This window comes from Pseudomonas caspiana (assembly GCF_040224095.2).
GTDB lineage: Bacteria > Pseudomonadota > Gammaproteobacteria > Pseudomonadales > Pseudomonadaceae > Aquipseudomonas > Aquipseudomonas caspiana.
On the sequence record NZ_CP167995.1, the window covers coordinates 289,312 to 314,793 of the forward strand.

Genomic DNA, 25,482 nt, shown 5'->3' on the forward strand with positions numbered 1-25,482 from the left:
AAAAATTCTTGTTGGGCTGGCATATTGGTCGGCCTGATTTTGCTTTTAGGTCAGTAGCTCAATTGGCAGAGCGACGGTCTCCAAAACCGTAGGTTGGGGGTTCGATTCCCTCCTGACCTGCCAGATTCATTAGGTTGTATCTGGCTTTCTTTTCACAGGATTATCGTAGATGACTCTCAAGGCTGAAGCCCAAGAATCTCGCTTCGATCTGCTCAAGTGGCTGGTTGTGGTCGCTCTGGTAGTGGTTGGGGTTGTCGGTAATCAATACTACTCAGCTCAACCTATCTTGTATCGCGTCCTGGTCTTGCTCGTGCTGGCTGGGGTTGCTGCATTTGTTGGTTTGCAGACTGCTAGAGGCAAGGCTTTCTTTGTTTTGGCTAAGGAAGCTCGTGCTGAAATTCGCAAAGTCGTTTGGCCGACTCGCCAAGAAACCACTCAGACCACGTTGATTGTTGTGGCTGTTGTTCTGGTTATGGCGTTGCTGTTGTGGGGTCTTGATTCCCTGCTCGGCTGGCTTGTTTCCTTGATTGTTGGCTAAGGGTGTCCCGTGGCTAAGCGTTGGTACGTAGTGCATGCTTATTCGGGTTACGAAAAGCATGTAATGCGCTCGTTGATCGAGCGTGTGAAGCTGGCTGGCATGGAAGATGGCTTCGGCGAAATTCTGGTTCCCACTGAAGAAGTGGTGGAAATGCGTAACGGCCAGAAGCGCAAAAGCGAGCGTAAATTCTTTCCAGGTTATGTGCTGGTCCAGATGGACATGAATGAAGGTACTTGGCACTTGGTCAAGGATACTCCTCGTGTCATGGGCTTCATTGGCGGCACGGCTGACAAGCCTGCGCCGATTACAGATAAAGAAGCTGACGCGATTCTTCGTCGCGTTGCTGATGGCAGTGATAAGCCTAAGCCTAAGACTCTGTTTGAGCCAGGTGAAGTGGTTCGTGTCACAGACGGTCCTTTTGCAGATTTTAACGGTACTGTCGAAGAAGTTAACTACGAGAAGAGCCGCATTCAAGTTGCAGTGCTCATTTTCGGTCGCTCCACTCCGGTGGAGCTGGAGTTCAGTCAGGTCGAAAAGGTCTAGCTGAGCGAGAATCCCATACCCCGTAGCCATAGGCTGTGGGGTTTTTTCGTCACTGGGATAAACGTGCAAGTAACCGGGGAGCCTTGATTGGCGTTTGAACCCGTAATTGGAGTGCCTCATGGCCAAGAAAATTACCGCTTACATCAAGCTGCAAGTGAAAGCTGCTCAAGCTAACCCAAGCCCGCCAGTCGGTCCGGCCCTGGGTCAGCACGGCGTGAACATCATGGAATTCTGCAAGGCCTTCAACGCCCGTACTCAGGGTCTTGAGCCAGGTCTGCCGACTCCAGTGATCATCACTGTCTATAGCGACCGTAGCTTCACTTTCGAAACAAAGAGCACCCCTGCTTCGGTTCTGCTGAAGAAAGCTGCTGGTCTGACTAGCGGTTCGGCACGTCCGAACACCGTTAAAGTTGGCACCGTGACTCGTGCACAGCTGGAAGATATCGCTAAAGCAAAAAATGCGGATCTGACTGCTGCTGACATGGAAGCGGCCGTGCGTACCATCGCCGGTTCCGCTCGTAGCATGGGCCTTAACGTGGAGGGTGTGTAATGGCTAAGCTGACTAAGCGCCAAAAAGCTATCGCGGCTAAAATCGAGCCGGGCAAATCTTACAGCTTCACCGACGCAGCTACCTTGCTGGCCGAGCTGTCGACCGTCAAGTTCAGCGAGTCTGTAGACGTTGCTGTAAACCTCGGTGTTGACCCGCGTAAATCTGACCAGGTTGTTCGTAGCGCTACTGTGCTGCCGCACGGCACTGGTAAGACCGTTCGCGTTGCTGTGTTCACCCAGGGTCCTGCTGCTGAAGCTGCTCTGGCTGCCGGCGCTGATCGCGTTGGTATGGACGACCTGGCTGCCGAAATGAAAGGCGGCGACCTGAACTATGACGTGGTTATCGCTTCTCCGGACGCGATGCGTGTTGTTGGTCAGTTGGGTCAGATCCTCGGTCCTCGCGGCCTGATGCCTAACCCTAAGGTCGGCACTGTTACTCCTGACGTTGCTAACGCCGTCAAGAATGCCAAGGCTGGTCAGGTTCGTTATCGCACCGACAAGAACGGCATCATCCACACTTCAGTTGGTAAAGTCGGTTTCGACGCTGTCAAGCTGAAAGAAAACGTTGAAGCCCTGATCGCTGATTTGAAGCGTATCAAGCCAGCTTCCTCGAAAGGTATTTATGTTAAGCGCGTAACCTTGAGCACCACTATGGGCCCAGGCCTGGTGATCGACCAGGGTTCCCTGGACGCGTAAGACAAATTGGTGCGCTCGTCGCACCAATGAAAAAATTGGGGTCCCTGCCTCGCGGGGGCTATCCAAGACCGTAGGCGGCGCAAGTCTTAAAATACAAGCCTACGCAGATGGTGCTCCCGGTTCCTTACCGAATCAGACACCAAAACGACATCCGGCTTAGGTCAGATGAAACGGTAACAAGCAGGAGTTAAACCCGTGGCAATTAAACTCGAAGACAAGAAGGCCATCGTCGCTGAAGTCAACGAGGCTGCCAAAGTCGCTCTGTCTGCTGTCGTGGCTGATGCCCGTGGCGTGACAGTAGGCGCAATGACCGGACTCCGTAAAGAGGCTCGTGAAGCTGGTGTTTATGTGCGCGTAGTACGTAACACACTGCTCAAGCGCGCTGTTGAAGGGACTGATTTCAGTGTTCTCAACGACGCGTTCACCGGCCCGACCCTGATTGCATTCTCTAACGAACATCCTGGCGCTGCCGCCCGTTTGTTCAAAGAGTTTGCCAAGGGTCAGGATAAGTTCGAGATCAAGGCAGCTGCGTTCGAGGGCAAGTTCCTCGCAGCTAATCAGATCGACGTACTGGCAACCTTGCCGACCCGTGACGAAGCAATTTCCCAGCTGATGAGCGTGATTCAAGGCGCTACCAGCAAGTTGGCTCGTACTCTGGCGGCTATTCGCGACCAAAAAGAAGCTACTGCAGCCTAAGGCTCCGTACCTCCTTTCGCGTATTTTTGTTTATTTCGATGGTCGCGTAGGCCGTCCCCCAATTCAGGAATTAGATTCATGTCTATCTCTCAAGACGATATCCTCAACGCAGTTGGCGAAATGTCCGTTCTGCAGGTTGTTGAGCTGATCAAAGCTTTCGAAGAGAAGTTCGGTGTTACTGCCGCTGCTGCTTCTGCTGGTCCAGCTGCTGCTGCCGCTGTTGTTGAAGAGCAAACTGAATTCAACGTCATGCTGACCGAAGCTGGCGAGAAGAAAGTTAACGTGATCAAGGCTGTACGTGAACTGACCGGTCTGGGCTTGAAAGAAGCCAAGGCAGTAGTTGACGGCGCACCAGCAATGGTTCTGGAAGCAGTTGCGAAAGACGCTGCTGACAAAGCCAAAGCTACGCTGGAAGAAGCAGGCGCTAAAGTCGAGCTGAAGTAAGTATCGACTTTGAGTGTCCAGCCCAAGCGTTAAGCGAAAGGCTGATGGCTGGTGGCTCTTGCCACCGGCCTTTTTCCGTTATAGATGACTGGCTCGGCCGGTATCCATAACGTGTAAAACCACCGGTGATGGTGGCGCAAACCAAGGGGTTTGCACGATTTTCTGGCTGTTCCCGTCGGGAGGAGCCAAACAAGCAGGTGACCAAGCTGGGGAACGCTGATGGCTTACTCATATACTGAGAAAAAACGTATCCGCAAGGACTTTAGCAAGTTGCCGGACGTAATGGATGTGCCTTATCTCCTGGCCATCCAGCTGGATTCGTATCGCGAATTCCTGCAAGCGGGAGCGACCAAAGATCAGTTCCGCGACGTCGGTCTGCATGCAGCCTTCAAATCCGTTTTCCCGATCATCAGCTACTCCGGCAATGCTGCGCTGGAGTATGTAGGTTATCGCTTGGGCGAACCGGCATTTGATGTCAAAGAGTGCGTGCTGCGCGGTGTGACTTACGCTGTACCTCTGCGAGTAAAAGTCCGTTTGATCATTTTCGACAAAGAATCGTCGAACAAAGCGATCAAGGACATCAAAGAGCAAGAAGTCTACATGGGTGAAATCCCCCTGATGACTGAAAACGGCACCTTTGTAATCAATGGTACCGAGCGCGTTATCGTTTCCCAGCTGCACCGTTCCCCGGGCGTGTTCTTTGACCACGACCGCGGCAAGACGCACAGCTCCGGCAAGCTGCTCTACTCCGCTCGCATCATTCCTTACCGTGGTTCGTGGCTGGACTTCGAGTTCGATCCAAAGGACTGTGTATTCGTCCGTATCGACCGTCGTCGTAAGCTGCCTGCTTCGGTACTGCTGCGCGCGCTGGGCTACACGACCGAGCAGGTCCTGGATGCTTTCTATACCACCAACGTATTCCACGTAGAAGGTGAAAACCTCAGCCTGGAACTGGTGCCTCAGCGCCTGCGTGGCGAAATTGCCGTTCTGGATATCCTGGACGACAAAGGCAAGGTTATTGTTGAGCAAGGTCGCCGTATTACCGCTCGCCACATCAACCAGTTGGAAAAAGCCGGTATCAAGCAGTTGCAAGTGCCTCTGGACTACGTCCTGGGTCGCACCACTGCCAAAGTTGTCGTGCATCCGGCAACCGGCGAAATCATCGCTGAGTGCAACACCGAGCTGAACACCGAAATCCTGGCGAAGATCGCCAAGGCTCAGGTTGTTCGCATCGAAACGTTGTACACCAACGATATCGACTGTGGTCCATTCATTTCCGACACGCTGAAGATCGATTCCACCAGCAATCAGCTGGAAGCGCTGGTTGAGATCTATCGCATGATGCGTCCGGGCGAGCCTCCTACCAAGGACGCTGCAGAGACCCTGTTCAACAACCTGTTCTTCAGCCCGGAGCGCTATGACCTCTCTGCTGTAGGCCGGATGAAGTTCAACCGTCGTATCGGTCGCACCGAGATCGAAGGTTCGGGTGTTCTGTGCAAAGAAGATATCGTCGCCGTTCTCAAGACGCTGGTTGATATCCGTAACGGTAAAGGCATCGTCGACGACATCGACCACTTGGGTAACCGTCGTGTTCGTTGTGTTGGCGAAATGGCTGAAAACCAGTTCCGCGTTGGCTTGGTGCGTGTTGAACGTGCAGTCAAAGAGCGTCTGTCGATGGCAGAAAGCGAAGGCCTGATGCCTCAGGACCTGATCAACGCCAAGCCAGTTGCTGCAGCGGTTAAAGAGTTCTTCGGTTCTAGTCAGCTTTCCCAGTTCATGGACCAGAACAACCCGCTGTCCGAGATCACTCACAAGCGTCGCGTCTCTGCACTCGGCCCTGGCGGTCTGACTCGTGAGCGTGCTGGCTTTGAGGTTCGTGACGTTCACCCGACTCACTACGGTCGTGTATGCCCGATTGAGACGCCGGAAGGTCCGAACATCGGTCTGATCAACTCCTTGGCTGCTTATGCGCGTACCAACCAGTACGGCTTCCTGGAAAGCCCGTACCGTGTTGTTAAAGATGCTTTGGTAACTGACGAAATCGTTTTCCTTTCGGCTATCGAGGAAGCGGATCACGTCATCGCCCAGGCTTCTGCGGCGATGAACGACAAGAAGGTCCTGATCGACGAGCTGGTTGCTGTACGTCACTTGAACGAGTTCACCGTCAAGGCTCCAGAAGACGTGACGCTGATGGACGTATCGCCGAAGCAGGTAGTTTCGGTTGCGGCGTCTCTGATCCCGTTCCTCGAGCACGACGACGCCAACCGTGCGTTGATGGGTTCGAACATGCAGCGTCAGGCTGTGCCTACTCTGCGTGCTGACAAGCCGCTGGTAGGTACTGGCATGGAGCGCAACGTGGCTCGCGACTCCGGCGTTTGCGTCGTGGCTCGTCGTGGCGGCGTGATCGACTCTGTTGATGCAAGCCGTATCGTGGTTCGTGTTGCTGATGACGAAGTTGAAACCGGTGAAGCTGGTGTCGACATCTACAACCTGACCAAGTACACCCGCTCCAACCAGAACACCTGCATCAACCAGCGTCCGCTGGTGAGCAAAGGTGATCGTGTTGAGCGTAGCGATATTATGGCTGACGGTCCGTCCACCGATATGGGTGAGCTGGCTCTGGGTCAGAACATGCGCATCGCGTTCATGGCGTGGAACGGCTTCAACTTCGAAGACTCCATCTGCCTGTCCGAGCGTGTTGTTCAGGAAGATCGTTTCACCACGATCCACATTCAGGAATTGACCTGTGTGGCGCGTGACACCAAGCTTGGGCCTGAAGAAATCACTGCAGACATCCCGAACGTGGGTGAAGCTGCACTGAACAAACTGGACGAAGCCGGTATCGTTTACGTAGGTGCTGAAGTTGGCGCTGGCGACATTCTGGTAGGTAAGGTCACCCCTAAAGGCGAGACCCAGCTCACTCCAGAAGAAAAACTGCTGCGCGCTATCTTCGGTGAGAAGGCAAGCGACGTTAAAGACACATCCCTGCGCGTACCTACCGGTACCAAAGGTACTGTCATCGACGTTCAGGTCTTCACCCGTGATGGTGTTGAGCGTGACGCTCGCGCACTGTCCATCGAGAAGACTCAGCTGGACGAGATCCGCAAGGACTTGAACGAAGAGTTCCGTATCGTTGAAGGCGCTACTTTCGAACGTCTGCGTTCCGCTCTGGTTGGCCGTAAGGTCGAAGGCGGCGCTGGCTTGAAGAAAGGCCAGGACATCACCGACGAAGTTCTCGACGGTCTTGAGCACGGCCAGTGGTTCAAACTGCGCATGGCTGAAGATGCGCTGAATGAGCAGCTCGAGAAAGCTCAGGCTTACATCGTTGATCGTCGCCGTCTTCTGGATGACAAGTTCGAAGACAAGAAACGCAAACTGCAGCAGGGCGATGACCTGGCTCCAGGCGTTCTGAAAATCGTCAAGGTTTACCTGGCAATCCGTCGTCGCATCCAGCCGGGCGACAAGATGGCCGGTCGTCACGGTAACAAGGGTGTGGTCTCCGTGATCATGCCTGTTGAGGATATGCCGCACGATGCCAATGGCACGCCGGTCGATATCGTTCTCAACCCGTTGGGCGTACCTTCGCGTATGAACGTTGGTCAGATTCTCGAAACTCACCTGGGTCTAGCGGCCAAGGGCTTGGGCGAGAAGATCAACCGCATGCTCGAGGAGCAGCGTAAAGTTGCTGAACTGCGTAAGTTCCTGACCGAGATCTATAACGAGATCGGTGGTCGTCAAGAGAAACTGGAAGACTTTAGCGATAAAGAAATCCTGGATCTGGCGAAGAACCTGCGTAATGGTGTGCCAATGGCTACGCCAGTGTTCGACGGTGCCAAAGAAGTTGAAATCAAGGCAATGCTGAAACTGGCGGATATGCCAGAGAGCGGCCAGATGCAGCTGTTCGATGGTCGCACCGGCAACAAGTTTGAGCGTCCGGTTACTGTTGGCTACATGTACATGCTGAAGCTGAACCACTTGGTGGACGACAAGATGCATGCGCGTTCCACTGGTTCTTACAGCCTCGTTACCCAGCAGCCGCTGGGTGGTAAGGCTCAGTTCGGTGGTCAGCGTTTCGGGGAGATGGAGGTGTGGGCGCTGGAAGCATACGGCGCGGCCTACACTCTGCAGGAAATGCTCACAGTGAAGTCGGACGATGTGAACGGCCGTACCAAGATGTACAAAAACATCGTGGATGGCGATCACCGTATGGAGCCGGGCATGCCCGAGTCCTTCAACGTGTTGATCAAAGAAATCCGTTCGCTCGGCATCGATATCGATCTGGAAACCGAATAACACGTGACGCGAATCGAGGGTGGGTCGGTATGACTGCCCTCTGCTCCGCCAGGAGGAAAGGCCTTGAAAGACCTACTGAATTTGCTGAAAAACCAGGGTCAAGTCGAAGAGTTCGACGCCATCCGTATTGGGTTGGCATCGCCTGAGATGATCCGTTCGTGGTCGTTCGGTGAAGTTAAAAAGCCGGAAACCATCAACTACCGTACGTTCAAACCTGAGCGTGACGGCTTGTTCTGCGCCAAGATCTTTGGTCCGGTCAAGGATTACGAGTGCCTGTGCGGTAAGTACAAGCGCCTGAAACACCGTGGTGTGATCTGCGAGAAGTGCGGCGTTGAAGTTGCGCTGGCCAAGGTCCGTCGTGAGCGTATGGCTCACATCGAACTGGCATCGCCTGTTGCCCACATCTGGTTCCTGAAGTCGCTGCCGTCCCGTATCGGTTTGCTGATGGACATGACCCTGCGCGATATCGAGCGTGTTCTCTATTTCGAGAGCTATGTCGTAATCGATCCGGGCATGACCACTCTTGAAAAAGGTCAGCTGCTGAACGATGAGCAGTACTTTGAAGCTTTGGAAGAGTTCGGTGACGACTTCGACGCCCGTATGGGTGCTGAAGCTGTTCGTGAGCTCCTGCACGCTATCGATCTGGAGCACGAGATTGGCCGTCTGCGTGAAGAAATTCCGCAAACCAACTCCGAAACCAAGATCAAGAAGCTGTCCAAGCGTCTGAAGCTGATGGAAGCATTCCAGGGTTCGGGCAACCTGCCTGAGTGGATGGTCCTGACCGTTCTGCCGGTTCTGCCGCCAGATCTGCGTCCATTGGTTCCGCTGGACGGTGGTCGTTTCGCGACTTCTGACCTCAACGATCTGTATCGTCGAGTGATCAACCGTAACAACCGCTTGAAGCGCCTGCTTGATCTGTCCGCTCCGGACATCATTGTGCGCAACGAAAAGCGTATGTTGCAGGAAGCTGTCGATGCCTTGCTCGACAACGGCCGTCGCGGTCGCGCCATTACCGGTTCGAACAAGCGTCCTCTGAAATCCTTGGCTGACATGATCAAGGGTAAGCAGGGTCGTTTCCGTCAGAACTTGCTCGGTAAGCGTGTTGACTACTCGGGTCGTTCGGTAATTACCGTTGGCCCGACCCTGCGTCTGCACCAGTGCGGTCTGCCGAAAAAAATGGCTCTCGAGCTGTTCAAGCCATTCATCTTCGGCAAGCTGGAAATGCGTGGCCTCGCCACGACCATCAAAGCTGCCAAGAAAATGGTTGAGCGCGAGCTGCCGGAAGTTTGGGACGTTCTTGCAGAAGTTATCCGCGAACACCCAGTGCTACTGAACCGTGCACCAACTCTTCACCGTCTGGGCATTCAGGCGTTTGAGCCGGTACTGATCGAAGGTAAAGCTATCCAGCTGCATCCTCTGGTCTGTGCTGCGTACAACGCCGACTTCGACGGCGACCAGATGGCTGTACACGTACCGTTGACGCTGGAAGCCCAGCTCGAAGCGCGTGCGTTGATGATGTCGACCAACAACATCCTGTCGCCAGCCAACGGTGAGCCAATCATCGTTCCTTCGCAGGACGTTGTATTGGGTCTGTACTACATGACTCGTGAAGCGATCAACGCCAAAGGCGAAGGCCGTGTGTTCGCGGATCTGCAGGAAGTTGACCGTGTATTCCGCGCTGGCGAAGCCGCGCTGCATGCCAAGGTTAAAGTTCGCATCCACGAGACGATCAACGATCGTGACGGTGGCAGCGTCAAGAACACCCGTATCGTCGACACCACTGTCGGCCGTGCGCTGTTGTTTCAGGTGGTTCCGGCCGGCCTGTCTTATGACGTCGTCAACCAGCCAATGAAGAAAAAGGCAATCTCCAAGCTGATCAACCAGTGCTACCGCGTGGTTGGTTTGAAAGAGACCGTTATCTTCGCTGACCAGTTGATGTACACCGGTTTTGCTTACTCGACTATTTCGGGTGTTTCCATTGGTGTTAACGACTTCGTTATCCCTGATGAAAAAGCTCGCATCATCGACGCAGCTACCGAAGAAGTTAAAGAAATCGAAAGTCAGTACGCTTCGGGCCTGGTAACTCAGGGCGAGAAGTACAACAAGGTGATCGACCTTTGGTCCAAGGCGAACGACGAAGTCTCGAAAGCGATGATGTCGAACCTCTCCAAAGAGCGTGTTATCGACCGTCACGGCGTCGAAGTTGATCAGGAATCCTTCAACTCGATGTACATGATGGCTGACTCCGGTGCGCGGGGTTCGGCTGCACAGATTCGTCAGTTGGCGGGTATGCGTGGTCTGATGGCCAAGCCGGACGGCTCGATCATTGAGACGCCGATCACTGCGAACTTCCGTGAAGGTCTGAGCGTACTTCAGTACTTCATCTCGACTCACGGTGCTCGTAAGGGTCTTGCGGATACCGCGTTGAAAACAGCTAACTCCGGTTATCTGACTCGTCGTCTGGTTGACGTCGCCCAGGATCTGGTTGTTACCGAAGTTGACTGCGGTACCGAACACGGTCTGCTGATGACTCCGCACATTGAAGGCGGTGACGTTGTTGAGCCATTGGGTGAGCGCGTATTGGGTCGAGTAATCGCCCGTGACGTATTCAAGCCTGGCACCGACGAAGTCATCGTGCCTGCCGGTACGCTGGTGGACGAGAAGTGGGTTGAGTTCATCGAGCTGAACAGCATCGACGAAGTAATTGTCCGTTCGCCGATCAGCTGTGAAACCCGTTACGGCATCTGCGCCAAGTGCTACGGCCGTGATCTGGCTCGTGGTCACCAGGTAAACATCGGTGAAGCGGTCGGCGTAATTGCTGCCCAGTCCATCGGTGAGCCGGGTACCCAGCTGACCATGCGTACGTTCCACATCGGTGGTGCGGCAAGCCGGACCTCCGCTGCTGACAGCGTTCAGGTGAAGAACGGCGGTACTGTTCGCCTGCATAACCTGAAGCACGTTGAGCGAGTAGACGGTCACCTGGTAGCCGTGTCCCGTTCGGGCGAGCTGGCCATCGCTGATGACTACGGTCGTGAGCGTGAGCGTTACAAACTGCCTTACGGTGCAGTGATTTCGGTGAAGGAAGGCGACAAGGTCGACGCAGGTTCGATCGTGGCCAAGTGGGATCCTCACACTCACCCAATCGTTACCGAAATGAAAGGTACCGTGACCTACGTGGGCATGGAAGAGGGCATCACGATCAAGCGTCAGACAGACGAATTGACCGGTATGACCAACATTGAAGTTCTGGATGCCAAAGACCGTCCAGCAGCTGGCAAAGATATTCGCCCAGCTGTGAAAATGGTTGGTGTCGATGGTAAGGATCTGTTGCTGCCAGGTACTGATGTTCCTGCTCAGTACTTCCTGCCGGCTAACGCACTCGTCGGCGTAGCGGATGGTGTGCAGGTTGCGATCGGCGATGTTATCGCTCGTATCCCGCAGGAAACCTCGAAAACTCGAGACATCACCGGTGGTCTGCCGCGTGTTGCTGACTTGTTCGAAGCTCGTCGTCCGAAAGAGGCGTCGATCCTTGCAGAGGTCAGCGGTACGATTGCGTTCGGTAAGGAAACCAAAGGTAAGCGTCGTCTGGTTATTACTCCGAACGACGGTAGCGACCCGTACGAAGAGCTGATTCCGAAGTGGCGCCACCTGAACGTCTTCGAAGGCGAACAGGTTAACCGCGGCGAAGTTATCTCCGACGGTCCTAGCGATCCACACGATATCCTGCGTCTGCTGGGTGTGAGTGCGCTGGCCAAGTACATCGTTAACGAGATCCAGGACGTTTATCGTCTGCAGGGCGTGAAGATCAACGACAAGCACATCGAGACCATCCTGCGTCAGATGTTGCGTAAAGTTGAAATCTCCGAGTCTGGTGATTCCACCTTCATCAAAGGTGACCAGATGGAGCTGACTCACGTACTGGTCGAGAACGAACGTCTGAACGCGGAAGAGAAATTTGTTTCCAAGTTCACCCGTGTACTGCTTGGTATCACCAAGGCTTCGTTGTCCACTGAGTCGTTCATCTCTGCGGCGTCTTTCCAAGAGACAACCCGAGTACTGACCGAAGCAGCAGTAACAGGCAAGCGCGACTATCTGCGCGGTCTGAAGGAAAACGTGGTTGTGGGTCGTTTGATTCCGGCCGGTACCGGTCTGGCTTATCACAGCGAGCGCAAGCGTCGTCGTGATGTAGACAAGCCGTTGCGAGTAAGCGCTAGCGAAGTCGAAGCAGCATTGACTGAAGCGTTGAACTCAAGCGGTAATTAAAGAGTAAGGCCTCGGCCTCCTATCTAACCAAGCGGCAGATAAATTCTGTCGCTTGACGAGAAAGGACGTCGGGGCTTTGTCTTGACTGGGGGCAGGATCCTCTTTAGACTCTTGTACCCCTAAATTTGGCGGGACTAGCGTCCTGCCATTTTGCTTTTCTTGCAAGACAATAGCGTCGCAAGACAACAGTGGAGCTAGTAGATGGCAACTATCAACCAGCTGGTACGTCAGCCGCGCAAGCGTATCGTCGAGAAATCCGACGTACCTGCGCTGCAGAACTGCCCGCAACGTCGTGGCGTATGCACTCGTGTGTATACCACCACGCCGAAAAAACCTAACTCGGCATTGCGTAAAGTATGCCGTGTGCGCCTGACCAACGGTTTCGAGGTTTCCTCGTACATCGGTGGTGAAGGTCACAACCTGCAAGAGCACAGCGTGGTACTGATTCGTGGCGGTCGTGTAAAAGACTTGCCAGGTGTTCGTTATCACACCGTTCGCGGTTCTTTGGATACTTCCGGCGTTAAAGGTCGTAACCAGGGTCGTTCGAAGTACGGTACCAAGAAGCCTAAGTAGTATTTGGCTTCCTGTGACAAATTGCAGATTTCTATTTTTCTGAGTCGATAAGAGTAAGGTCGGGCGCGCTCCCAAGTGAGTGGTGGTCCCGGGCTACCTGAAGACCGTTTGAGGGCTTATCCATGCCAAGAAGACGCGTAGCAGCCAAGCGCGAAGTGCTTGACGATCCAAAATACGGAAGCCAAATTCTGGCCAAGTTCATGAACCACGTGATGGAAAGCGGCAAAAAAGCCGTTGCCGAGCGTATCGTTTATGGCGCGCTGGAAAAGGTTAAAGAGCGTAAGAACAGCGATCCCCTGGAAATCTTCGAGAAAGCTCTCGACGCCATCGCTCCGCTGGTCGAAGTGAAGTCGCGCCGTGTAGGCGGTGCTACTTACCAGGTTCCGGTCGAAGTTCGTCCGTCCCGTCGTAATGCATTGGCAATGCGCTGGCTGGTAGACTTCGCGCGCAAGCGCGGTGAGAAGTCTATGGCTCTGCGTTTGGCTGGCGAACTGTTGGACGCCGCTGAAGGTAAAGGTGCTGCAGTTAAGAAGCGTGAAGACGTGCACCGTATGGCTGAAGCTAACAAAGCTTTCTCGCACTACCGCTTCTAATTTTAGCGTCACTAATTTTGCGAGGGCTTTATGGCTCGTACTACTCCGATTAACCGCTACCGTAACATCGGTATCGTTGCTCACGTGGATGCTGGTAAAACCACAACCACCGAGCGCGTCCTTTTTTACACTGGCGTAAACCACAAAATGGGCGAGGTGCATGATGGCGCCGCGACCATGGACTGGATGGTGCAAGAGCAGGAGCGGGGTATTACCATTACTTCCGCTGCTACAACTGCATTCTGGGCTGGCTCCGTCAAGCAGTTCGAAAAGCATCGCTTCAACATCATCGATACTCCGGGTCACGTTGACTTCACTATTGAAGTAGAGCGCTCCCTGCGCGTACTCGATGGTGCGGTCGTTGTGTTCTGCGGTACTTCAGGTGTTGAACCTCAGTCGGAAACCGTATGGCGTCAAGCCAACAAATACGGCGTTCCACGTCTTGTTTATGTGAACAAGATGGACCGTGCTGGTGCGAACTTCCTGCGCGTGATCGGTCAGATCAAGCAGCGTCTGGGTCACACTCCGGTGCCAATCCAGTTGGCTATCGGCTCTGAAGATAACTTCCAGGGTCAGATCGATCTGATGACCATGGAAGCGGTTTACTGGGATGACGCCGACAAGGGCATGGCTCCTCGTCGCGAAGCTATCCCGGCTGAGCTGCAAGAGCTGGCTGAAGAGTGGCGCAGCAACATGGTTGAGGCTGCTGCCGAGGCCAACGAAGAGCTGATGAACAAATACCTCGAAGGTGAAGAACTCACCACCGAGGAAATCGAAGGCGCTTTGCGTCAGCGTACTATCGCTGGCGAAATCGTTCTGGCGGTTTGCGGTTCTTCCTTCAAGAACAAGGGCGTTCCCCTGGTTCTCGACGCAGTGATCAAGTATCTGCCTGCACCTGTAGACATTCCTGCCATCAAGGGTTCCGACCCGGATGACGAGACTGTTGAGATGGAGCGTCATGCAGACGACAACGAGCCTTTCTCGGCTCTGGCGTTCAAGATCGCTACCGACCCATTCGTGGGTACTTTGACCTTTGCTCGTGTTTACTCGGGCGTGTTGAGCTCCGGCGACGGCGTTATCAACTCGGTTAAAGGCAAGAAAGAGCGTGTTGGTCGTATGGTGCAAATGCACGCGAACACACGTGAAGAGATCAAAGAAGTTCGCGCTGGTGACATCGCGGCTCTGATCGGCATGAAGGACGTCACCACTGGTGATACCCTCTGCTCGGCTGACAAGCCAATCATTCTGGTTCGTATGGACTTCCCGGAGCCGGTTATTTCGGTTGCCGTTGAGCCTAAAACCAAGGATGACCAGGAAAAAATGGGTATCGCTCTGGGCAAGCTTGCTCAGGAAGACCCGTCTTTCCGCGTAAAAACTGATGAAGAGACTGGTCAAACGATCATCTCTGGCATGGGCGAGTTGCACTTGGACATCCTGGTTGACCGGATGCGCCGTGAGTTCAACGTTGAAGCCAACATCGGTAAACCGCAGGTTTCCTATCGTGAGAAAATCACGAAGGCCTGTGAGATCGAAGGCAAGTTCGTTCGTCAGTCCGGCGGTCGTGGTCAGTTCGGCCATTGCTGGATCCGTTTTGCTCCTGCTGACGAAGGTCAGGAAGGTCTGCAATTCGTAAACGAAGTAGTGGGCGGTGTTGTTCCTAAGGAATACATCCCTGCTATCCAGAAGGGTATCGAAGAGCAGATGAAGAACGGTGTTGTTGCCGGCTATCCGCTAATCGGCCTGAAGGCTACCGTTTTCGATGGTTCTTACCACGACGTCGACTCCAACGAGATGGCGTTTAAGGTGGCAGCCTCCATGGCGACCAAGCAACTTGCTACCAAAGGTGGCGGTGTTGTACTTGAGCCGATCATGAAGGTTGAAGTTGTTACACCTGAGGACTACATGGGCGACGTGATGGGTGACCTGAACCGTCGTCGCGGTCTGATCCAGGGTATGGAAGATACGGTTTCTGGCAAAGTGATTCGCGCCGAAGTACCGTTGGGTGAGATGTTCGGTTATGCGACCGACGTTCGCTCCATGTCCCAGGGTCGCGCGAGCTACTCTATGGAATTCTCCAAATACTCCGAAGCTCCGTCGAATGTCGTCGAAGCTATCGTTAAAAAACAAGGCTGATTTCAGCCCCTTTAGGCTAGGAGTTCACTGTCGTGGCTAAAGAAAAATTTGAACGTAACAAACCGCACGTCAACGTTGGCACCATCGGTCACGTTGACCACGGTAAAACCACTCTGACCGCTGCTCTGACTCGCGTTTGCTCCGAAGTTTTCGGTTCGGCTAAAGTCGACTTCGATAAAATTGACAGCGCGCCAGAAGAAAAGGCTCGTGGTATCACCATCAACACTGCTCACGTTGAGTACGATTCGTCTGTTCGTCACTACGCGCACGTTGACTGCCCGGGTCACGCCGACTACGTAAAAAACATGATCACTGGTGCTGCTCAGATGGACGGCGCTATTCTGGTTTGTTCGGCTGCTGATGGCCCGATGCCTCAGACTCGTGAGCACATCCTGTTGTCCCGTCAGGTTGGCGTTCCGTACATCGTTGTCTTCCTGAACAAGGCTGACATGGTTGACGACGCAGAGCTGCTGGAACTGGTTGAGATGGAAGTGCGCGATCTGCTGAGCACTTACGACTTCCCGGGCGACGACACTCCGATCATCATCGGTTCTGCTCTGATGGCTCTGAACGGCCAAGACGACAACGAGATGGGCACCACTGCCGTTAAGAAACTGGTTGAAACTCTGGATAGCTACATCCCAGAACCAGTTCGTGCTATCGACAAGCCGTTCCTGATGCCAATCGAAGACGTATTCTCGATCTCGGGTCGCGGTACTGTTGTTACCGGTCGTGTTGAGCGTGGTATCGTCAAAATCCAGGAAGAAGTAGAGATCGTGGGTCTGCGTGACACCACCAAAACTACTTGCACTGGCGTTGAGATGTTCCGCAAGCTGCTGGACGAAGGTCGTGCTGGTGAGAACTGTGGCGTTCTGCTGCGTGGCACCAAGCGTGACGACGTTGAGCGTGGTCAGGTTCTGGTTAAGCCGGGCACTGTTAAGCCGCACACTCAGTTCGAAGCTGAAATCTATGTTCTGAGCAAAGAAGAAGGCGGTCGTCATACTCCTTTCTTCAAAGGCTACCGTCCACAGTTCTACTTCCGTACTACTGACGTAACTGGTAGCTGCGAACTGCCGGAAGGCGTTGAGATGGTTATGCCAGGTGATAACGTTAAAGTTAGCGTTACCCTGATCAAGCCAATCGCAATGGAAGATGGTCTGCGTTTCGCAATTCGTGAAGGCGGTCGTACCGTCGGCGCTGGCGTCGTAGCCAAAATCATCGCGTAAGCAATGATTTGAAAAAAAGCCTCCGCTTGCGGGGGCTTTTTTATTGGGTTGACACCCCGTTACCTCGTCTATAGAATTGCGCCTCCTTTTAACGGGCGTATTGCGCTCGGTGGGAACAGCAATCTGGAGTCTGAATCCAATGCAAAACCAGCAAATCCGTATCAGGTTGAAGGCTTTTGACCATCGCCTGATCGACCAATCCACCCAGGAAATCGTGGAAACCGCGAAACGTACTGGTGCTCAGGTGCGTGGTCCAATCCCACTGCCGACACGTAAAGAGCGGTTCACTGTTCTGGTTTCCCCGCACGTCAACAAAGACGCGCGCGACCAGTACGAGATCCGTACTCATAAACGCGTTCTGGACATTGTCCAGCCGACGGATAAAACCGTTGACGCGCTTATGAAGCTTGATCTTGCAGCCGGTGTGGAAGTGCAGATCAGCCTCGGCTAAGACTTGGGTCTTAGTCGTGTAACGCTCTGAAATGGGCGGCCATAGCGGGTGAAAGCCCCGTACACTCATGAGGTTTACAACATGACTATTGGTGTAGTCGGTCGTAAATGCGGTATGACCCGTATTTTCACCGAAGAAGGTGTCTCCATTCCGGTTACGGTCATTGAGATCGAGCCGAATCGCGTCACCCAGTTCAAAACTGAAGAGACCGATGGCTATCGTGCAGTGCAAGTCACTGTCGGCGAGCGTCGTGCTTCGCGTGTTACAGCTGCTCAAGCTGGCCACTTCGCTAAAGCGAACGTTGCCGCTGGTCGTGCCGTCATGGAATTCCGTCTTGAAGAAGGCGAGTACCAAGCAGGCGACCTGATCAACGCTGAAATCTTCGCTGCTGGTCAACTGGTTGATGTAACCGGTCAGTCCAAGGGTAAAGGCTTCCAGGGTACGATCAAGCGTTGGAATTTCCGCGGGCAAGATAACACCCACGGTAACTCCGTATCCCACCGCGTCCCAGGCTCTATCGGCCAGTGCCAGACTCCTGGTCGTGTATTCAAGGGCAAAAAAATGTCCGGTCATATGGGCGCTGAGCGCGTGACCGTGCAGTCCCTGGAAGTAGTGCGCGTGGACGCTGAACGCAATCTGTTGTTGGTCAAGGGCGCTGTTCCTGGCGCTACTGGCGGCAACCTGGTTGTACGTCCAGCAGCCAAGGCTCGCGGTTAAGGGGAAGCTGACATGCAATTAAATGTAAATGACGCTCAAGCAATCGAAGTTTCCGAACTGACATTTGGCGGCGAGTTCAACGAGACACTGGTACACCAGGCAGTCGTAGCCTACATGGCTGGCGGTCGTCAGGGCACCAAGCAGCAAAAGACCCGTTCCGATGTTCGTGGTGGCGGTAAGCGCCCATGGCGTCAGAAGGGTACTGGCCGTGCTCGTGCCGGTACTATTCGTAGCCCGATCTGGCGCGGCGGTGGTACCACTTTCGCAGCACGTCCTCAGGATCACTCTCAGAAGCTCAACAAGAAGATGTATCGCGCAGCTTTGCGCTCCATCCTTGCTGAACTGGTTCGCACTGATCGTCTGGTCGTGGTTCAGGACTTCGCTGTTGAAGCACCGAAAACCAAAGATCTGCTGAACAAGCTGACTGGCATGGGCCTGACTGACGTCCTGATCGTGTCTGACGCTGTTGACCAGAATCTGTACCTGGCTGCTCGCAACCTGCCGCACGTTGATGTGCGTGATGTACAAGGTTCCGATCCAGTTAGTCTGATCGCATACGACAAAGTGTTGATCACTGTGTCGGCCGTGAAGAAATTCGAGGAGCTGCTGGGATGAACCAGGAACGCGTATTTAAAGTTCTGCTTGGCCCGCACGTTTCCGAAAAGGCTACGGTTCTTGCAGACAAAAAAGGTCAGTTCGTTTTCAAGGTTGCTACTGACGCAACCAAGCTGGAAATCAAGAAGGCCGTCGAAAGCCTGTTCAGCGTGAAAGTAGAGCGTGTTACTACCCTGAATGTTCTGGGTAAGAGCAAGCGCACTGCTCGCGGTCTGGGCAAGCGTAATGACTGGAAGAAGGCAGTTATCTCCCTTCAGCCAGGCCAAGATCTCGATTTCAGCAGCAGTGCTGAGTAAGGAAGGGGTGCATCATGGCAATCGTTAAATGCAAACCGACTTCCCCTGGCCGCCGTTTTGTGGTCAAGGTGGTCAACCAGGAGCTGCATAAAGGCGCTCCTCACGCACCGCTGCTCGAGAAAAAATCGAAGTCTGGTGGTCGTAACAACAATGGCCGTATTACTACCCGTCATATCGGTGGCGGTCATAAGCAGCATTATCGTCTGGTCGACTTCCGTCGCAACGACAAAGATGGCATCGCTGCCACTGTCGAGCGTATCGAATACGATCCAAACCGTACTGCTCACATCGCATTGCTGCTCTACGCAGACGGCGAGCGTCGCTACATCATCGCCCCTAAAGGCGTGAGTGCTGGCGATCAGCTGATTGCGGGCGCTTTGGCTCCAATCAAGCCGGGTAACGCTCTTCAACTGCGCAACATTCCAGTTGGTAGCACCGTTCACGGTATCGAATTGAAGCCGGGTAAAGGTGCACAGATCGCTCGTTCCGCTGGTGCTTCGGCTCAGCTGATCGCTCGTGAAGGTGTCTACGTGACCCTGCGTCTGCGTTCCGGTGAAATGCGCAAAGTGCTTTCCGAGTGCCGTGCAACGTTGGGCGAAGTCTCGAACTCCGAGCATAGCCTGCGTTCCTTGGGTAAAGCTGGTGCTAAGCGCTGGCGTGGCGTTCGCCCAACCGTTCGTGGTGTTGCCATGAACCCGGTTGATCACCCACATGGTGGTGGTGAAGGTCGTACCTCTGGTGGTCGTCATCCGGTATCGCCGTGGGGCTTCCCGACTAAGGGCGCGAAGACTCGTGGTAATAAGCGTACCGACAAAATGATCGTCCGTCGTCGCAAGTAAATAGAGGGATACGACAGTGCCACGTTCTCTGAAAAAAGGTCCTTTTATTGATCTTCACCTACTGAAGAAGATCGAAGTGGCGGCGGAAAAGAATGATCGCAAACCGGTGAAAACCTGGTCGCGTCGTTCGATGATCCTGCCACAAATGGTCGGTTTGACCATTGCTGTGCATAACGGTCGTCAGCATGTTCCAGTTCTCGTGAACGAAGACATGGTCGGCCATAAACTAGGCGAGTTTGCCGGTACCCGCACTTATCGTGGGCACGTGGCAGACAAGAAAGCCAAGCGTTAAGGGGTAAGGAACGATGGAAGTAGCCGCTAAGTTGTCGGGCGCTCGAATCTCCGCCCAGAAAGCCCGCTTGGTCGCCGACCAGATCCGCGGGAAGAAGGTGGGCGAAGCGCTCAACCTGTTGGCTTTCAGTAGTAAGAAAGCTGCCGAGATCCTGAAGAAAGTGCTGGAGTCGGCTGTAGCCAACGCCGAGCATAACGAAGGCGCAGACGTTGATGACCTCAAGGTCTCCACCGTTTTCGTCAACGAAGGGCGTTCGCTGAAGCGCATCATGCCACGTGCCAAAGGCCGTGCTGATCGCATCGTCAAGCGGTCTTGCCATATCACTGTCAAGGTTGCTGACAAGTAACGGAGTCGAAGAGATGGGTCAGAAAGTACATCCCATTGGCATTCGCCTGGGAATCGTCAAGGAGCACACCTCCGTCTGGTACGCAGACGGTCGGACTTATGCGGACTACTTGTTCGCTGATCTGAAAGTGCGTGAGTATCTCCAAGACAAATTAAAAAGCGCGTCCGTAAGCCGTATCGATATCCATCGTCCGGCTCAGACAGCACGCATCACCATTCACACCGCTCGTCCTGGTATCGTTATCGGGAAGAAAGGTGAAGATGTTGAGAAGCTGCGTCAGGACCTGACCAAACAAATGGGTGTGCCTGTGCACATCAATATCGAAGAAATCCGCAAGCCGGAGCTCGACGGTATGTTGGTTGCGCAGAGCGTAGCTCAGCAGCTGGAGCGTCGCGTTATGTTCCGTCGCGCTATGAAGCGCGCTGTACAGAACGCCATGCGCATTGGTGCCAAAGGCATCAAAATCCAAGTGAGCGGTCGTCTCGGCGGTGCTGAAATCGCACGTACTGAATGGTATCGCGAAGGTCGTGTGCCTTTGCACACCCTGCGTGCCGACATCGACTATGCCAACTACGAAGCTCACACCACTTACGGTGTGATCGGTGTAAAGGTTTGGATCTTCAAAGGCGAAGTAATTGGTGGTCGCCAAGAAGAACTGAAACCACAAGCACCTGCGCCTCGTAAAAAAGCTGCTAAGTAAGGGGTACGCCAAATGTTGCAACCAAAGCGTACGAAGTTCCGCAAGCAGATGACTGGTCACAACCGTGGCCTGGCATTGCGCGGTAGCAAAGTCAGCTTCGGCGAATATGCGCTGAAGTCTGTTGCTCGTGGTCGTCTCACTGCTCGTCAGATTGAGTCAGCGCGTCGTGCACTGACCCGTCACGTTAAGCGTGGCGGTAAAATCTGGATCCGTGTATTCCCGGACAAGCCTGTAACCAAAAAGCCCCTCGAAGTTCGTATGGGTAAAGGTAAGGGTAACGTGGAGTACTGGGTTGCCCAGATTCAGCCAGGCAAAGTCCTGTATGAAATCGAGGGTGTTTCTGAAGAGCTGGCGCGTGAGGCTTTCGCCCTGGCTGCTGCAAAGCTGCCGCTCGCCACCTCCTTTGTTAAACGGACGGTGATGTGATGAAAGCGAATGAACTTCGTGAAAAATCAGCACAGCAGCTGAACGAGCAACTGCTCGGCCTGCTGCGCGACCAGTTCAATCTGCGTATGCAGAAAGCAACTGGCCAGTTGGGGCAGTCTCACCTGCTCTCGCAAGTTAAGCGTGACATCGCTCGCGTGAAGACTGTGCTCAACCAGCAGGCAGGTAAGTAATCATGGCTGAAGCCGAAAAAACCGTCCGTACGCTGACTGGCCGTGTTGTCAGCGACAAGATGGACAAGACCATCACCGTTCTGATCGAGCGTCGCGTTAAGCACCCGATCTACGGTAAATACGTTAAGCGTTCGACTAAGCTGCACGCGCACGACGAAACCAATCAATGCCACATCGGCGACAAAGTCACGATTCGTGAAACTCGTCCTGTAGCCAAGACCAAGTCTTGGGCACTGGTTGATATTCTCGAACGCGCTGTGGAAGTCTAAGGACTAGGGGTCGGAGAAATTATATGATTCAGACTCAATCCATGCTCGATGTGGCCGATAACAGCGGCGCACGCCGCGTTATGTGCATCAAGGTGCTGGGTGGCTCCCATCGTCGTTACGCTGGTATCGGTGACATCATCAAAGTTACCGTCAAGGAAGCAATTCCTCGCGGTAAGGTGAAAAAAGGCCAAGTGATGACTGCTGTTGTAGTCCGCACTCGCCATGGCGTTCGTCGTGCTGACGGCTCCATCATCCGCTTTGATGGCAACGCTGCTGTTCTTTTGAACAACAAGCAAGAGCCGATCGGCACCCGTATCTTTGGGCCAGTGACCCGTGAACTTCGTACTGAGAAGTTCATGAAGATCGTCTCGCTCGCCCCAGAAGTGCTGTAAGGAGATCCGACATGCAAAAGATTCGTCGTGACGACGAGATCATCGTGATCGCCGGCAAAGACAAAGGTAAGCGCGGTAAGGTGCTCAAGGTTCTCGCTGACGACCGTTTGGTCGTTGGTGGGATCAACCTGGTTAAGCGTCATACCAAGCCAAACCCGATGTCGGGCGTACAGGGCGGTATCGTCGAGAAAGAAGCGCCACTGCACGCTTCTAACGTCGCTATTTTCAATGGTGCAACCAACAAGGCTGACCGCGTTGGTTTCAAAGTTGAAGATGGCAAGAAAATTCGTGTCTTCAAGTCGACCCAAAAAGCGGTTGATGCTTGAACACTGCTAGGTAGAAGACCATGGCACGACTAAAAGAGATTTACCGGAAGGAAATCGCTCCGAAGCTTAAGGAAGAACTTAAGCTCGCGAACGTGATGGAAGTTCCGCGCGTTACCAAAATCACCCTGAACATGGGTCTGGGCGAAGCGATCGGCGACAAAAAAGTCATCGAGCACGCTGTTGCTGACCTGGAAAAGATCACCGGTCAAAAAGTCGTTGTGACTTACGCTCGGAAATCCATCGCTGGCTTTAAAGTCCGTGAAGGTTGGCCGATCGGTGTCAAAGTGACTCTGCGCCGCGATCGTATGTATGAATTCCTGGATCGTCTGCTGTCGATCTCCCTGCCTCGGGTTCGCGACTTCCGCGGCCTGAATGCCAAGTCCTTCGATGGTCGTGGTAACTACAGCATGGGCGTAAAAGAGCAGATCATTTTCCCGGAAATCGATTACGACAAGATCGATGCTCTCCGCGGTCTGGACATTACCCTGACCACCACTGCCAAGAACGATGATGAAGGCCGCGCTCTGCTGCGTGCTTTCAAATTCCCGTTCCGCAACTGATTGGAGTAGGAAAATGGCCAAGAAGAGCATGAAGAACCGTGAGCTGAAGCGTCAGCTCACCGTTGCCAAGTACGCCACTAAGCGTGCAGCGCTCAAAGCAATCATCGTTGATCTGAACGCAAGTCCAGAAGCGCGTTGGGAAGCTACAGTAGCGCTGCAAAAGCAGCCACGTGATGCAAGCGCTTCGCGCATGCGTAACCGCTGCCGCATCACTGGTCGTCCGCACGGCGTTTACCGCAAGTTCGGCCTTGGCCGTAACAAGCTGCGTGAAGCTGCAATGCGTGGTGATGTACCAGGTCTGGTTAAAGCCAGCTGGTAATACGCCTTTCACGCAAAATTCCGGCTGGTCGTGCAAGCGATTGGTCGGAATCAAGCCTGAATTTGAATCAAGCCCCTATTGGGGCTTGATTCATTTCCGGGGTGCGCCTAGAATTGCCGGCTCGCCTGAGCCCGTGTTTTTCATTTGCCCGGAATTCTCGGCGATAAGCTGTAGCCGCAAGGCTAATTATTTTGTATTAGGAGCGTCTAGCCCATGAGTATGCAGGACCCGTTAGCGGACATGCTAACTCGTATCCGTAATGCCCAGATGGCTGAAAAGCCCGTCGTAAGCATGCCATCTTCCACAGTGAAGGTTGCTGTAGCTAAAGTCCTTAAGGACGAAGGTTACATTGCGGGTTATCAGATCAGCAGCGAAACAAAGCCGCTGTTGTCTATCGAGCTGAAATACTTCGAAGGCCGTCCAGTCATCGAAGAAGTGAAGCGCGTAAGCCGTCCAGGCCTGCGTCAGTACAAGTCCGTCGATGATCTGCCAAAAGTTCGTGGCGGTCTCGGTGTGTCTATCGTCTCCACCAGCAAGGGTGTGATGACGGATCGTGCTGCGCGCGCTGCCGGTGTCGGCGGCGAAGTGCTCTGCACAGTGTTCTAAGGGGGGATAAGCATGTCACGCGTAGCTAAGAACCCCGTTAAGTTGCCAGCAGGCGTCGAAGTTAAGCTCGTCGGCCAGCAGCTTTCGGTGAAGGGTGCCAAGGGCACTCTAGATCTGAATATCCATTCGTCCGTTGAGATTGTTGAAGAAGCTGGTGAGCTGCGTTTCGCTGCTCGCAATGGCGATCAGCAAACTCGCGCAATGGCCGGCACCACTCGTGCACTGGTTAACAACATGGTCCAAGGCGTAAGCCAAGGCTTCGAGCGTAAGCTCCAGCTGGTCGGTGTTGGTTACAAAGCGCAAGCAAAAGGCACAGTGCTGAACCTGGCTCTTGGCTTCTCGCACCCAGTGGATTACGACCTGCCGGAAGGCATCACCGCTGAGACTCCCAACCAGACCGATATCTTCATTCGAGGTATCGACAAGCAGTTGGTTGGTCAAGTGGCCGCTGAGATCCGCGACTTCCGCCGTCCTGAGCCGTACAAAGGCAAAGGTGTGCGTTACGCAGACGAAGTCGTCCGCCGTAAAGAAGCCAAGAAGAAGTAGGGCATAGCAAATGACCGTCAAAAAAGTTACCCGACTGCGTCGCGCTCGCAAAGCACGCCTGAAAATGCACGAGCTAGAAGTCGTGCGTCTCTGCGTGCACCGCTCTTCGCAGCACATTTATGCCCAGGTCATTTCGGCCGACGGCAGCAAAGTCTTGGCGAGCGCCTCGACTTTGGACAAAGAACTGCGTGATGGTGCCACTGGCAACATCGACGCGGCCACTAAGGTTGGCCAGCTGGTCGCTGCGCGTGCGAAAGCCGCCGGTGTATCGCAAGTGGCTTTCGACCGTTCTGGCTTCAAGTACCACGGCCGCGTCAAGGCGCTGGCTGATGCTGCTCGTGAAGGCGGGCTGGAGTTCTAAGTTATGTCAAATAACGACCAAAAACGCGACGAAGGCTACATTGAGAAGCTGGTTCAAGTTAACCGCGTTGCAAAGACTGTAAAAGGCGGCCGTATCTTCACTTTCACCGCGTTGACCGTGGTTGGTGATGGTAAAGGGCGTGTTGGTTTTGGCCGTGGCAAGTCACGTGAAGTGCCTGCTGCGATCCAGAAGGCGATGGAAGCTGCTCGCCGCAACATGATCCAGGTTGATCTGAATGGCACTACTCTGCAGTACGCAATGAAGTCTGCTCATGGCGCTTCGAAGGTGTACATGCAGCCTGCTTCTGAAGGTACCGGTATCATCGCTGGCGGCGCTATGCGCGCAGTGTTGGAAGTTGCTGGTGTTCAGAACGTATTGGCCAAGTGCTATGGCTCGACTAACCCGGTAAACGTGGTTCACGCCACTTTCAAGGGTTTGAAGGCTATGCAATCTCCTGAGTCTATTGCTGCCAAGCGTGGCAAAAGTGTCAAGGAGATCTTCTGATCATGGCTACCGTTAAAGTAACGCTGATCAAAAGCATGACCGGTCGCATTCCTAACCACAAACTGTGTGTTAAAGGTCTGGGTCTGCGTCGCATCGGTCACACTGTAGAAGTGCTGGATACTCCCGAGAATCGCGGGATGATCAACAAGGCTTACTACATGCTGCGAGTCGAGGGTTAA

General features: G+C 53.9%; 32 protein-coding genes and 1 tRNA gene. All 33 read left to right on the plus strand.

The features are described from left to right. The first annotated feature begins 47 nt into the window (after positions 1 to 47). The 33 genes from ABRP31_RS01340 to rpmD all read left to right on the plus strand — a co-directional run bounded on the left by ABRP31_RS01340 (position 48) and on the right by rpmD (position 25,482). Positions 48 to 123: transfer RNA gene (locus ABRP31_RS01340), tRNA-Trp, on the plus strand. Between the two features lie 46 nt (positions 124 to 169). Further along, a complete protein-coding gene (secE, locus tag ABRP31_RS01345; RefSeq protein ID WP_087267420.1) occupies positions 170 to 538 on the plus strand; it encodes a preprotein translocase subunit SecE in 369 nt (122 codons plus the stop codon). 9 nt (positions 539 to 547) lie between these two features. Beyond that, complete coding sequence (gene nusG, locus ABRP31_RS01350) at positions 548 to 1,081, plus strand: transcription termination/antitermination protein NusG (protein WP_020290714.1); 534 nt, start codon at positions 548 to 550, stop codon at positions 1,079 to 1,081. 118 nt (positions 1,082 to 1,199) lie between these two features. Then, positions 1,200 to 1,631 (plus strand): 50S ribosomal protein L11, encoded by a 432-nt coding sequence (gene rplK, locus ABRP31_RS01355; RefSeq protein ID WP_020290713.1) that lies wholly within the window; start codon positions 1,200 to 1,202, stop codon positions 1,629 to 1,631. Then, positions 1,631 to 2,326 (plus strand): 50S ribosomal protein L1, encoded by a 696-nt coding sequence (rplA, locus tag ABRP31_RS01360; protein ID WP_032626524.1) that lies wholly within the window; start codon positions 1,631 to 1,633, stop codon positions 2,324 to 2,326. The genes rplK and rplA overlap by 1 nt, the downstream gene beginning before the upstream one ends. Before the next feature lie 195 nt (positions 2,327 to 2,521). Next, entirely contained in the window at positions 2,522 to 3,022 is a 501-nt protein-coding gene (gene rplJ, locus ABRP31_RS01365; RefSeq protein ID WP_027898295.1) for a 50S ribosomal protein L10, read from the plus strand. A 78-nt stretch (positions 3,023 to 3,100) separates the two neighbouring features. Beyond that, positions 3,101 to 3,466 carry a 50S ribosomal protein L7/L12 gene (rplL, locus tag ABRP31_RS01370; RefSeq protein ID WP_087267423.1) on the plus strand — a complete coding sequence of 122 codons (366 nt, stop codon included), beginning with the start codon at positions 3,101 to 3,103 and terminating at the stop codon, positions 3,464 to 3,466. Between the two features lie 219 nt (positions 3,467 to 3,685). Then, on the plus strand, positions 3,686 to 7,759 hold the full coding sequence (gene rpoB, locus ABRP31_RS01375) for a DNA-directed RNA polymerase subunit beta (RefSeq protein WP_349972333.1): 4,074 nt from the start codon (positions 3,686 to 3,688) through the stop codon (positions 7,757 to 7,759). 63 nt (positions 7,760 to 7,822) lie between these two features. Then, a complete protein-coding gene (gene rpoC / locus ABRP31_RS01380) occupies positions 7,823 to 12,022 on the plus strand; it encodes a DNA-directed RNA polymerase subunit beta' (RefSeq protein WP_087267426.1) in 4,200 nt (1,399 codons plus the stop codon). 201 nt (positions 12,023 to 12,223) lie between these two features. Next, positions 12,224 to 12,595, plus strand: a complete 372-nt coding sequence (gene rpsL, locus ABRP31_RS01385) for a 30S ribosomal protein S12 (RefSeq protein WP_002555494.1) — start codon at positions 12,224 to 12,226, stop codon at positions 12,593 to 12,595. Positions 12,596 to 12,717: 122 nt separating this feature from the next. Further along, positions 12,718 to 13,188, plus strand: coding sequence for a 30S ribosomal protein S7 (gene rpsG, locus ABRP31_RS01390; protein ID WP_002555493.1), 471 nt, complete (start codon positions 12,718 to 12,720; stop codon positions 13,186 to 13,188). A gap of 30 nt (positions 13,189 to 13,218) precedes the next feature. After that, on the plus strand, positions 13,219 to 15,321 hold the full coding sequence (gene fusA, locus ABRP31_RS01395) for an elongation factor G (RefSeq protein WP_087267429.1): 2,103 nt from the start codon (positions 13,219 to 13,221) through the stop codon (positions 15,319 to 15,321). Between the two features lie 32 nt (positions 15,322 to 15,353). Next, a complete protein-coding gene (gene tuf / locus ABRP31_RS01400; protein WP_087267432.1) occupies positions 15,354 to 16,547 on the plus strand; it encodes an elongation factor Tu in 1,194 nt (397 codons plus the stop codon). 139 nt (positions 16,548 to 16,686) lie between these two features. After that, positions 16,687 to 16,998 (plus strand): 30S ribosomal protein S10, encoded by a 312-nt coding sequence (gene rpsJ, locus ABRP31_RS01405; RefSeq protein ID WP_003186070.1) that lies wholly within the window; start codon positions 16,687 to 16,689, stop codon positions 16,996 to 16,998. Between the two features lie 81 nt (positions 16,999 to 17,079). Beyond that, positions 17,080 to 17,715: a 50S ribosomal protein L3 gene (rplC, locus tag ABRP31_RS01410; protein WP_027898301.1), complete on the plus strand. Its 636-nt coding sequence runs from the start codon at positions 17,080 to 17,082 to the stop codon at positions 17,713 to 17,715. A 12-nt stretch (positions 17,716 to 17,727) separates the two neighbouring features. Further along, complete coding sequence (gene rplD, locus ABRP31_RS01415) at positions 17,728 to 18,330, plus strand: 50S ribosomal protein L4 (RefSeq protein ID WP_020290705.1); 603 nt, start codon at positions 17,728 to 17,730, stop codon at positions 18,328 to 18,330. Further along, positions 18,327 to 18,626: a 50S ribosomal protein L23 gene (gene rplW, locus ABRP31_RS01420; protein WP_002555488.1), complete on the plus strand. Its 300-nt coding sequence runs from the start codon at positions 18,327 to 18,329 to the stop codon at positions 18,624 to 18,626. The genes rplD and rplW overlap by 4 nt, the downstream gene beginning before the upstream one ends. 14 nt (positions 18,627 to 18,640) lie before the next feature. Next, on the plus strand, positions 18,641 to 19,465 hold the full coding sequence (gene rplB / locus ABRP31_RS01425) for a 50S ribosomal protein L2 (RefSeq protein WP_003317104.1): 825 nt from the start codon (positions 18,641 to 18,643) through the stop codon (positions 19,463 to 19,465). A 16-nt stretch (positions 19,466 to 19,481) separates the two neighbouring features. Next, positions 19,482 to 19,757, plus strand: coding sequence for a 30S ribosomal protein S19 (rpsS, locus tag ABRP31_RS01430; protein ID WP_002555486.1), 276 nt, complete (start codon positions 19,482 to 19,484; stop codon positions 19,755 to 19,757). Between the two features lie 13 nt (positions 19,758 to 19,770). Next, complete coding sequence (gene rplV / locus ABRP31_RS01435; protein WP_002555485.1) at positions 19,771 to 20,103, plus strand: 50S ribosomal protein L22; 333 nt, start codon at positions 19,771 to 19,773, stop codon at positions 20,101 to 20,103. Between the two features lie 13 nt (positions 20,104 to 20,116). Further along, positions 20,117 to 20,803, plus strand: a complete 687-nt coding sequence (gene rpsC / locus ABRP31_RS01440; RefSeq protein WP_003176422.1) for a 30S ribosomal protein S3 — start codon at positions 20,117 to 20,119, stop codon at positions 20,801 to 20,803. A gap of 12 nt (positions 20,804 to 20,815) precedes the next feature. Next, a complete protein-coding gene (gene rplP, locus ABRP31_RS01445) occupies positions 20,816 to 21,229 on the plus strand; it encodes a 50S ribosomal protein L16 (RefSeq protein ID WP_027898303.1) in 414 nt (137 codons plus the stop codon). Further along, on the plus strand, positions 21,229 to 21,420 hold the full coding sequence (gene rpmC / locus ABRP31_RS01450; protein WP_002555481.1) for a 50S ribosomal protein L29: 192 nt from the start codon (positions 21,229 to 21,231) through the stop codon (positions 21,418 to 21,420). The genes rplP and rpmC overlap by 1 nt, the downstream gene beginning before the upstream one ends. A gap of 2 nt (positions 21,421 to 21,422) precedes the next feature. After that, the gene (rpsQ, locus tag ABRP31_RS01455; RefSeq protein WP_002555480.1) at positions 21,423 to 21,689 is read left to right on the plus strand and encodes a 30S ribosomal protein S17; all 267 of its coding nucleotides are present in this window, start codon (positions 21,423 to 21,425) and stop codon (positions 21,687 to 21,689) included. 23 nt (positions 21,690 to 21,712) lie between these two features. Continuing rightward, on the plus strand, positions 21,713 to 22,081 hold the full coding sequence (gene rplN / locus ABRP31_RS01460; RefSeq protein ID WP_002555479.1) for a 50S ribosomal protein L14: 369 nt from the start codon (positions 21,713 to 21,715) through the stop codon (positions 22,079 to 22,081). Between the two features lie 11 nt (positions 22,082 to 22,092). Beyond that, positions 22,093 to 22,407 (plus strand): 50S ribosomal protein L24, encoded by a 315-nt coding sequence (gene rplX, locus ABRP31_RS01465; protein ID WP_002555478.1) that lies wholly within the window; start codon positions 22,093 to 22,095, stop codon positions 22,405 to 22,407. A 20-nt stretch (positions 22,408 to 22,427) separates the two neighbouring features. Next, positions 22,428 to 22,967, plus strand: a complete 540-nt coding sequence (gene rplE, locus ABRP31_RS01470) for a 50S ribosomal protein L5 (protein ID WP_004883677.1) — start codon at positions 22,428 to 22,430, stop codon at positions 22,965 to 22,967. A gap of 13 nt (positions 22,968 to 22,980) precedes the next feature. Further along, a complete protein-coding gene (gene rpsN / locus ABRP31_RS01475; RefSeq protein ID WP_027898304.1) occupies positions 22,981 to 23,286 on the plus strand; it encodes a 30S ribosomal protein S14 in 306 nt (101 codons plus the stop codon). Between the two features lie 213 nt (positions 23,287 to 23,499). Then, positions 23,500 to 23,892 carry a 30S ribosomal protein S8 gene (rpsH, locus tag ABRP31_RS01480; protein ID WP_027898305.1) on the plus strand — a complete coding sequence of 131 codons (393 nt, stop codon included), beginning with the start codon at positions 23,500 to 23,502 and terminating at the stop codon, positions 23,890 to 23,892. Between the two features lie 12 nt (positions 23,893 to 23,904). After that, positions 23,905 to 24,438 (plus strand): 50S ribosomal protein L6, encoded by a 534-nt coding sequence (gene rplF, locus ABRP31_RS01485; protein ID WP_027898306.1) that lies wholly within the window; start codon positions 23,905 to 23,907, stop codon positions 24,436 to 24,438. A gap of 10 nt (positions 24,439 to 24,448) precedes the next feature. Further along, positions 24,449 to 24,799 carry a 50S ribosomal protein L18 gene (gene rplR, locus ABRP31_RS01490; protein WP_087267435.1) on the plus strand — a complete coding sequence of 117 codons (351 nt, stop codon included), beginning with the start codon at positions 24,449 to 24,451 and terminating at the stop codon, positions 24,797 to 24,799. Positions 24,800 to 24,802: 3 nt separating this feature from the next. After that, the gene (gene rpsE / locus ABRP31_RS01495; protein ID WP_003186035.1) at positions 24,803 to 25,303 is read left to right on the plus strand and encodes a 30S ribosomal protein S5; all 501 of its coding nucleotides are present in this window, start codon (positions 24,803 to 24,805) and stop codon (positions 25,301 to 25,303) included. A gap of 2 nt (positions 25,304 to 25,305) precedes the next feature. Further along, positions 25,306 to 25,482 carry a 50S ribosomal protein L30 gene (gene rpmD, locus ABRP31_RS01500; RefSeq protein WP_003186033.1) on the plus strand — a complete coding sequence of 59 codons (177 nt, stop codon included), beginning with the start codon at positions 25,306 to 25,308 and terminating at the stop codon, positions 25,480 to 25,482.

Coding starts and splice junctions, on each gene's coding strand:
- rplE (WP_004883677.1), top strand. CDS start 22,428: ATGGCACGACTAAAAGAGATTTACCGGAAGGAAATCGCTCCGAAGCTT.
- rplF (WP_027898306.1), top strand. CDS start 23,905: ATGTCACGCGTAGCTAAGAACCCCGTTAAGTTGCCAGCAGGCGTCGAA.
- rpsC (WP_003176422.1), top strand. CDS start 20,117: ATGGGTCAGAAAGTACATCCCATTGGCATTCGCCTGGGAATCGTCAAG.
- rpoB (WP_349972333.1), top strand. CDS start 3,686: ATGGCTTACTCATATACTGAGAAAAAACGTATCCGCAAGGACTTTAGC.
- rplL (WP_087267423.1), top strand. CDS start 3,101: ATGTCTATCTCTCAAGACGATATCCTCAACGCAGTTGGCGAAATGTCC.
- rplN (WP_002555479.1), top strand. CDS start 21,713: ATGATTCAGACTCAATCCATGCTCGATGTGGCCGATAACAGCGGCGCA.
- rplD (WP_020290705.1), top strand. CDS start 17,728: ATGCAATTAAATGTAAATGACGCTCAAGCAATCGAAGTTTCCGAACTG.
- rpsN (WP_027898304.1), top strand. CDS start 22,981: ATGGCCAAGAAGAGCATGAAGAACCGTGAGCTGAAGCGTCAGCTCACC.
- rplX (WP_002555478.1), top strand. CDS start 22,093: ATGCAAAAGATTCGTCGTGACGACGAGATCATCGTGATCGCCGGCAAA.
- rplC (WP_027898301.1), top strand. CDS start 17,080: ATGACTATTGGTGTAGTCGGTCGTAAATGCGGTATGACCCGTATTTTC.
- rpsE (WP_003186035.1), top strand. CDS start 24,803: ATGTCAAATAACGACCAAAAACGCGACGAAGGCTACATTGAGAAGCTG.
- rplV (WP_002555485.1), top strand. CDS start 19,771: ATGGAAGTAGCCGCTAAGTTGTCGGGCGCTCGAATCTCCGCCCAGAAA.
- rplK (WP_020290713.1), top strand. CDS start 1,200: ATGGCCAAGAAAATTACCGCTTACATCAAGCTGCAAGTGAAAGCTGCT.
- rpmC (WP_002555481.1), top strand. CDS start 21,229: ATGAAAGCGAATGAACTTCGTGAAAAATCAGCACAGCAGCTGAACGAG.
- rpsL (WP_002555494.1), top strand. CDS start 12,224: ATGGCAACTATCAACCAGCTGGTACGTCAGCCGCGCAAGCGTATCGTC.
- rpsQ (WP_002555480.1), top strand. CDS start 21,423: ATGGCTGAAGCCGAAAAAACCGTCCGTACGCTGACTGGCCGTGTTGTC.
- fusA (WP_087267429.1), top strand. CDS start 13,219: ATGGCTCGTACTACTCCGATTAACCGCTACCGTAACATCGGTATCGTT.
- rplW (WP_002555488.1), top strand. CDS start 18,327: ATGAACCAGGAACGCGTATTTAAAGTTCTGCTTGGCCCGCACGTTTCC.
- rplA (WP_032626524.1), top strand. CDS start 1,631: ATGGCTAAGCTGACTAAGCGCCAAAAAGCTATCGCGGCTAAAATCGAG.
- rpsG (WP_002555493.1), top strand. CDS start 12,718: ATGCCAAGAAGACGCGTAGCAGCCAAGCGCGAAGTGCTTGACGATCCA.
- rpmD (WP_003186033.1), top strand. CDS start 25,306: ATGGCTACCGTTAAAGTAACGCTGATCAAAAGCATGACCGGTCGCATT.
- rplB (WP_003317104.1), top strand. CDS start 18,641: ATGGCAATCGTTAAATGCAAACCGACTTCCCCTGGCCGCCGTTTTGTG.
- rpsJ (WP_003186070.1), top strand. CDS start 16,687: ATGCAAAACCAGCAAATCCGTATCAGGTTGAAGGCTTTTGACCATCGC.
- rplR (WP_087267435.1), top strand. CDS start 24,449: ATGACCGTCAAAAAAGTTACCCGACTGCGTCGCGCTCGCAAAGCACGC.
- secE (WP_087267420.1), top strand. CDS start 170: ATGACTCTCAAGGCTGAAGCCCAAGAATCTCGCTTCGATCTGCTCAAG.
- rpsH (WP_027898305.1), top strand. CDS start 23,500: ATGAGTATGCAGGACCCGTTAGCGGACATGCTAACTCGTATCCGTAAT.
- rplP (WP_027898303.1), top strand. CDS start 20,816: ATGTTGCAACCAAAGCGTACGAAGTTCCGCAAGCAGATGACTGGTCAC.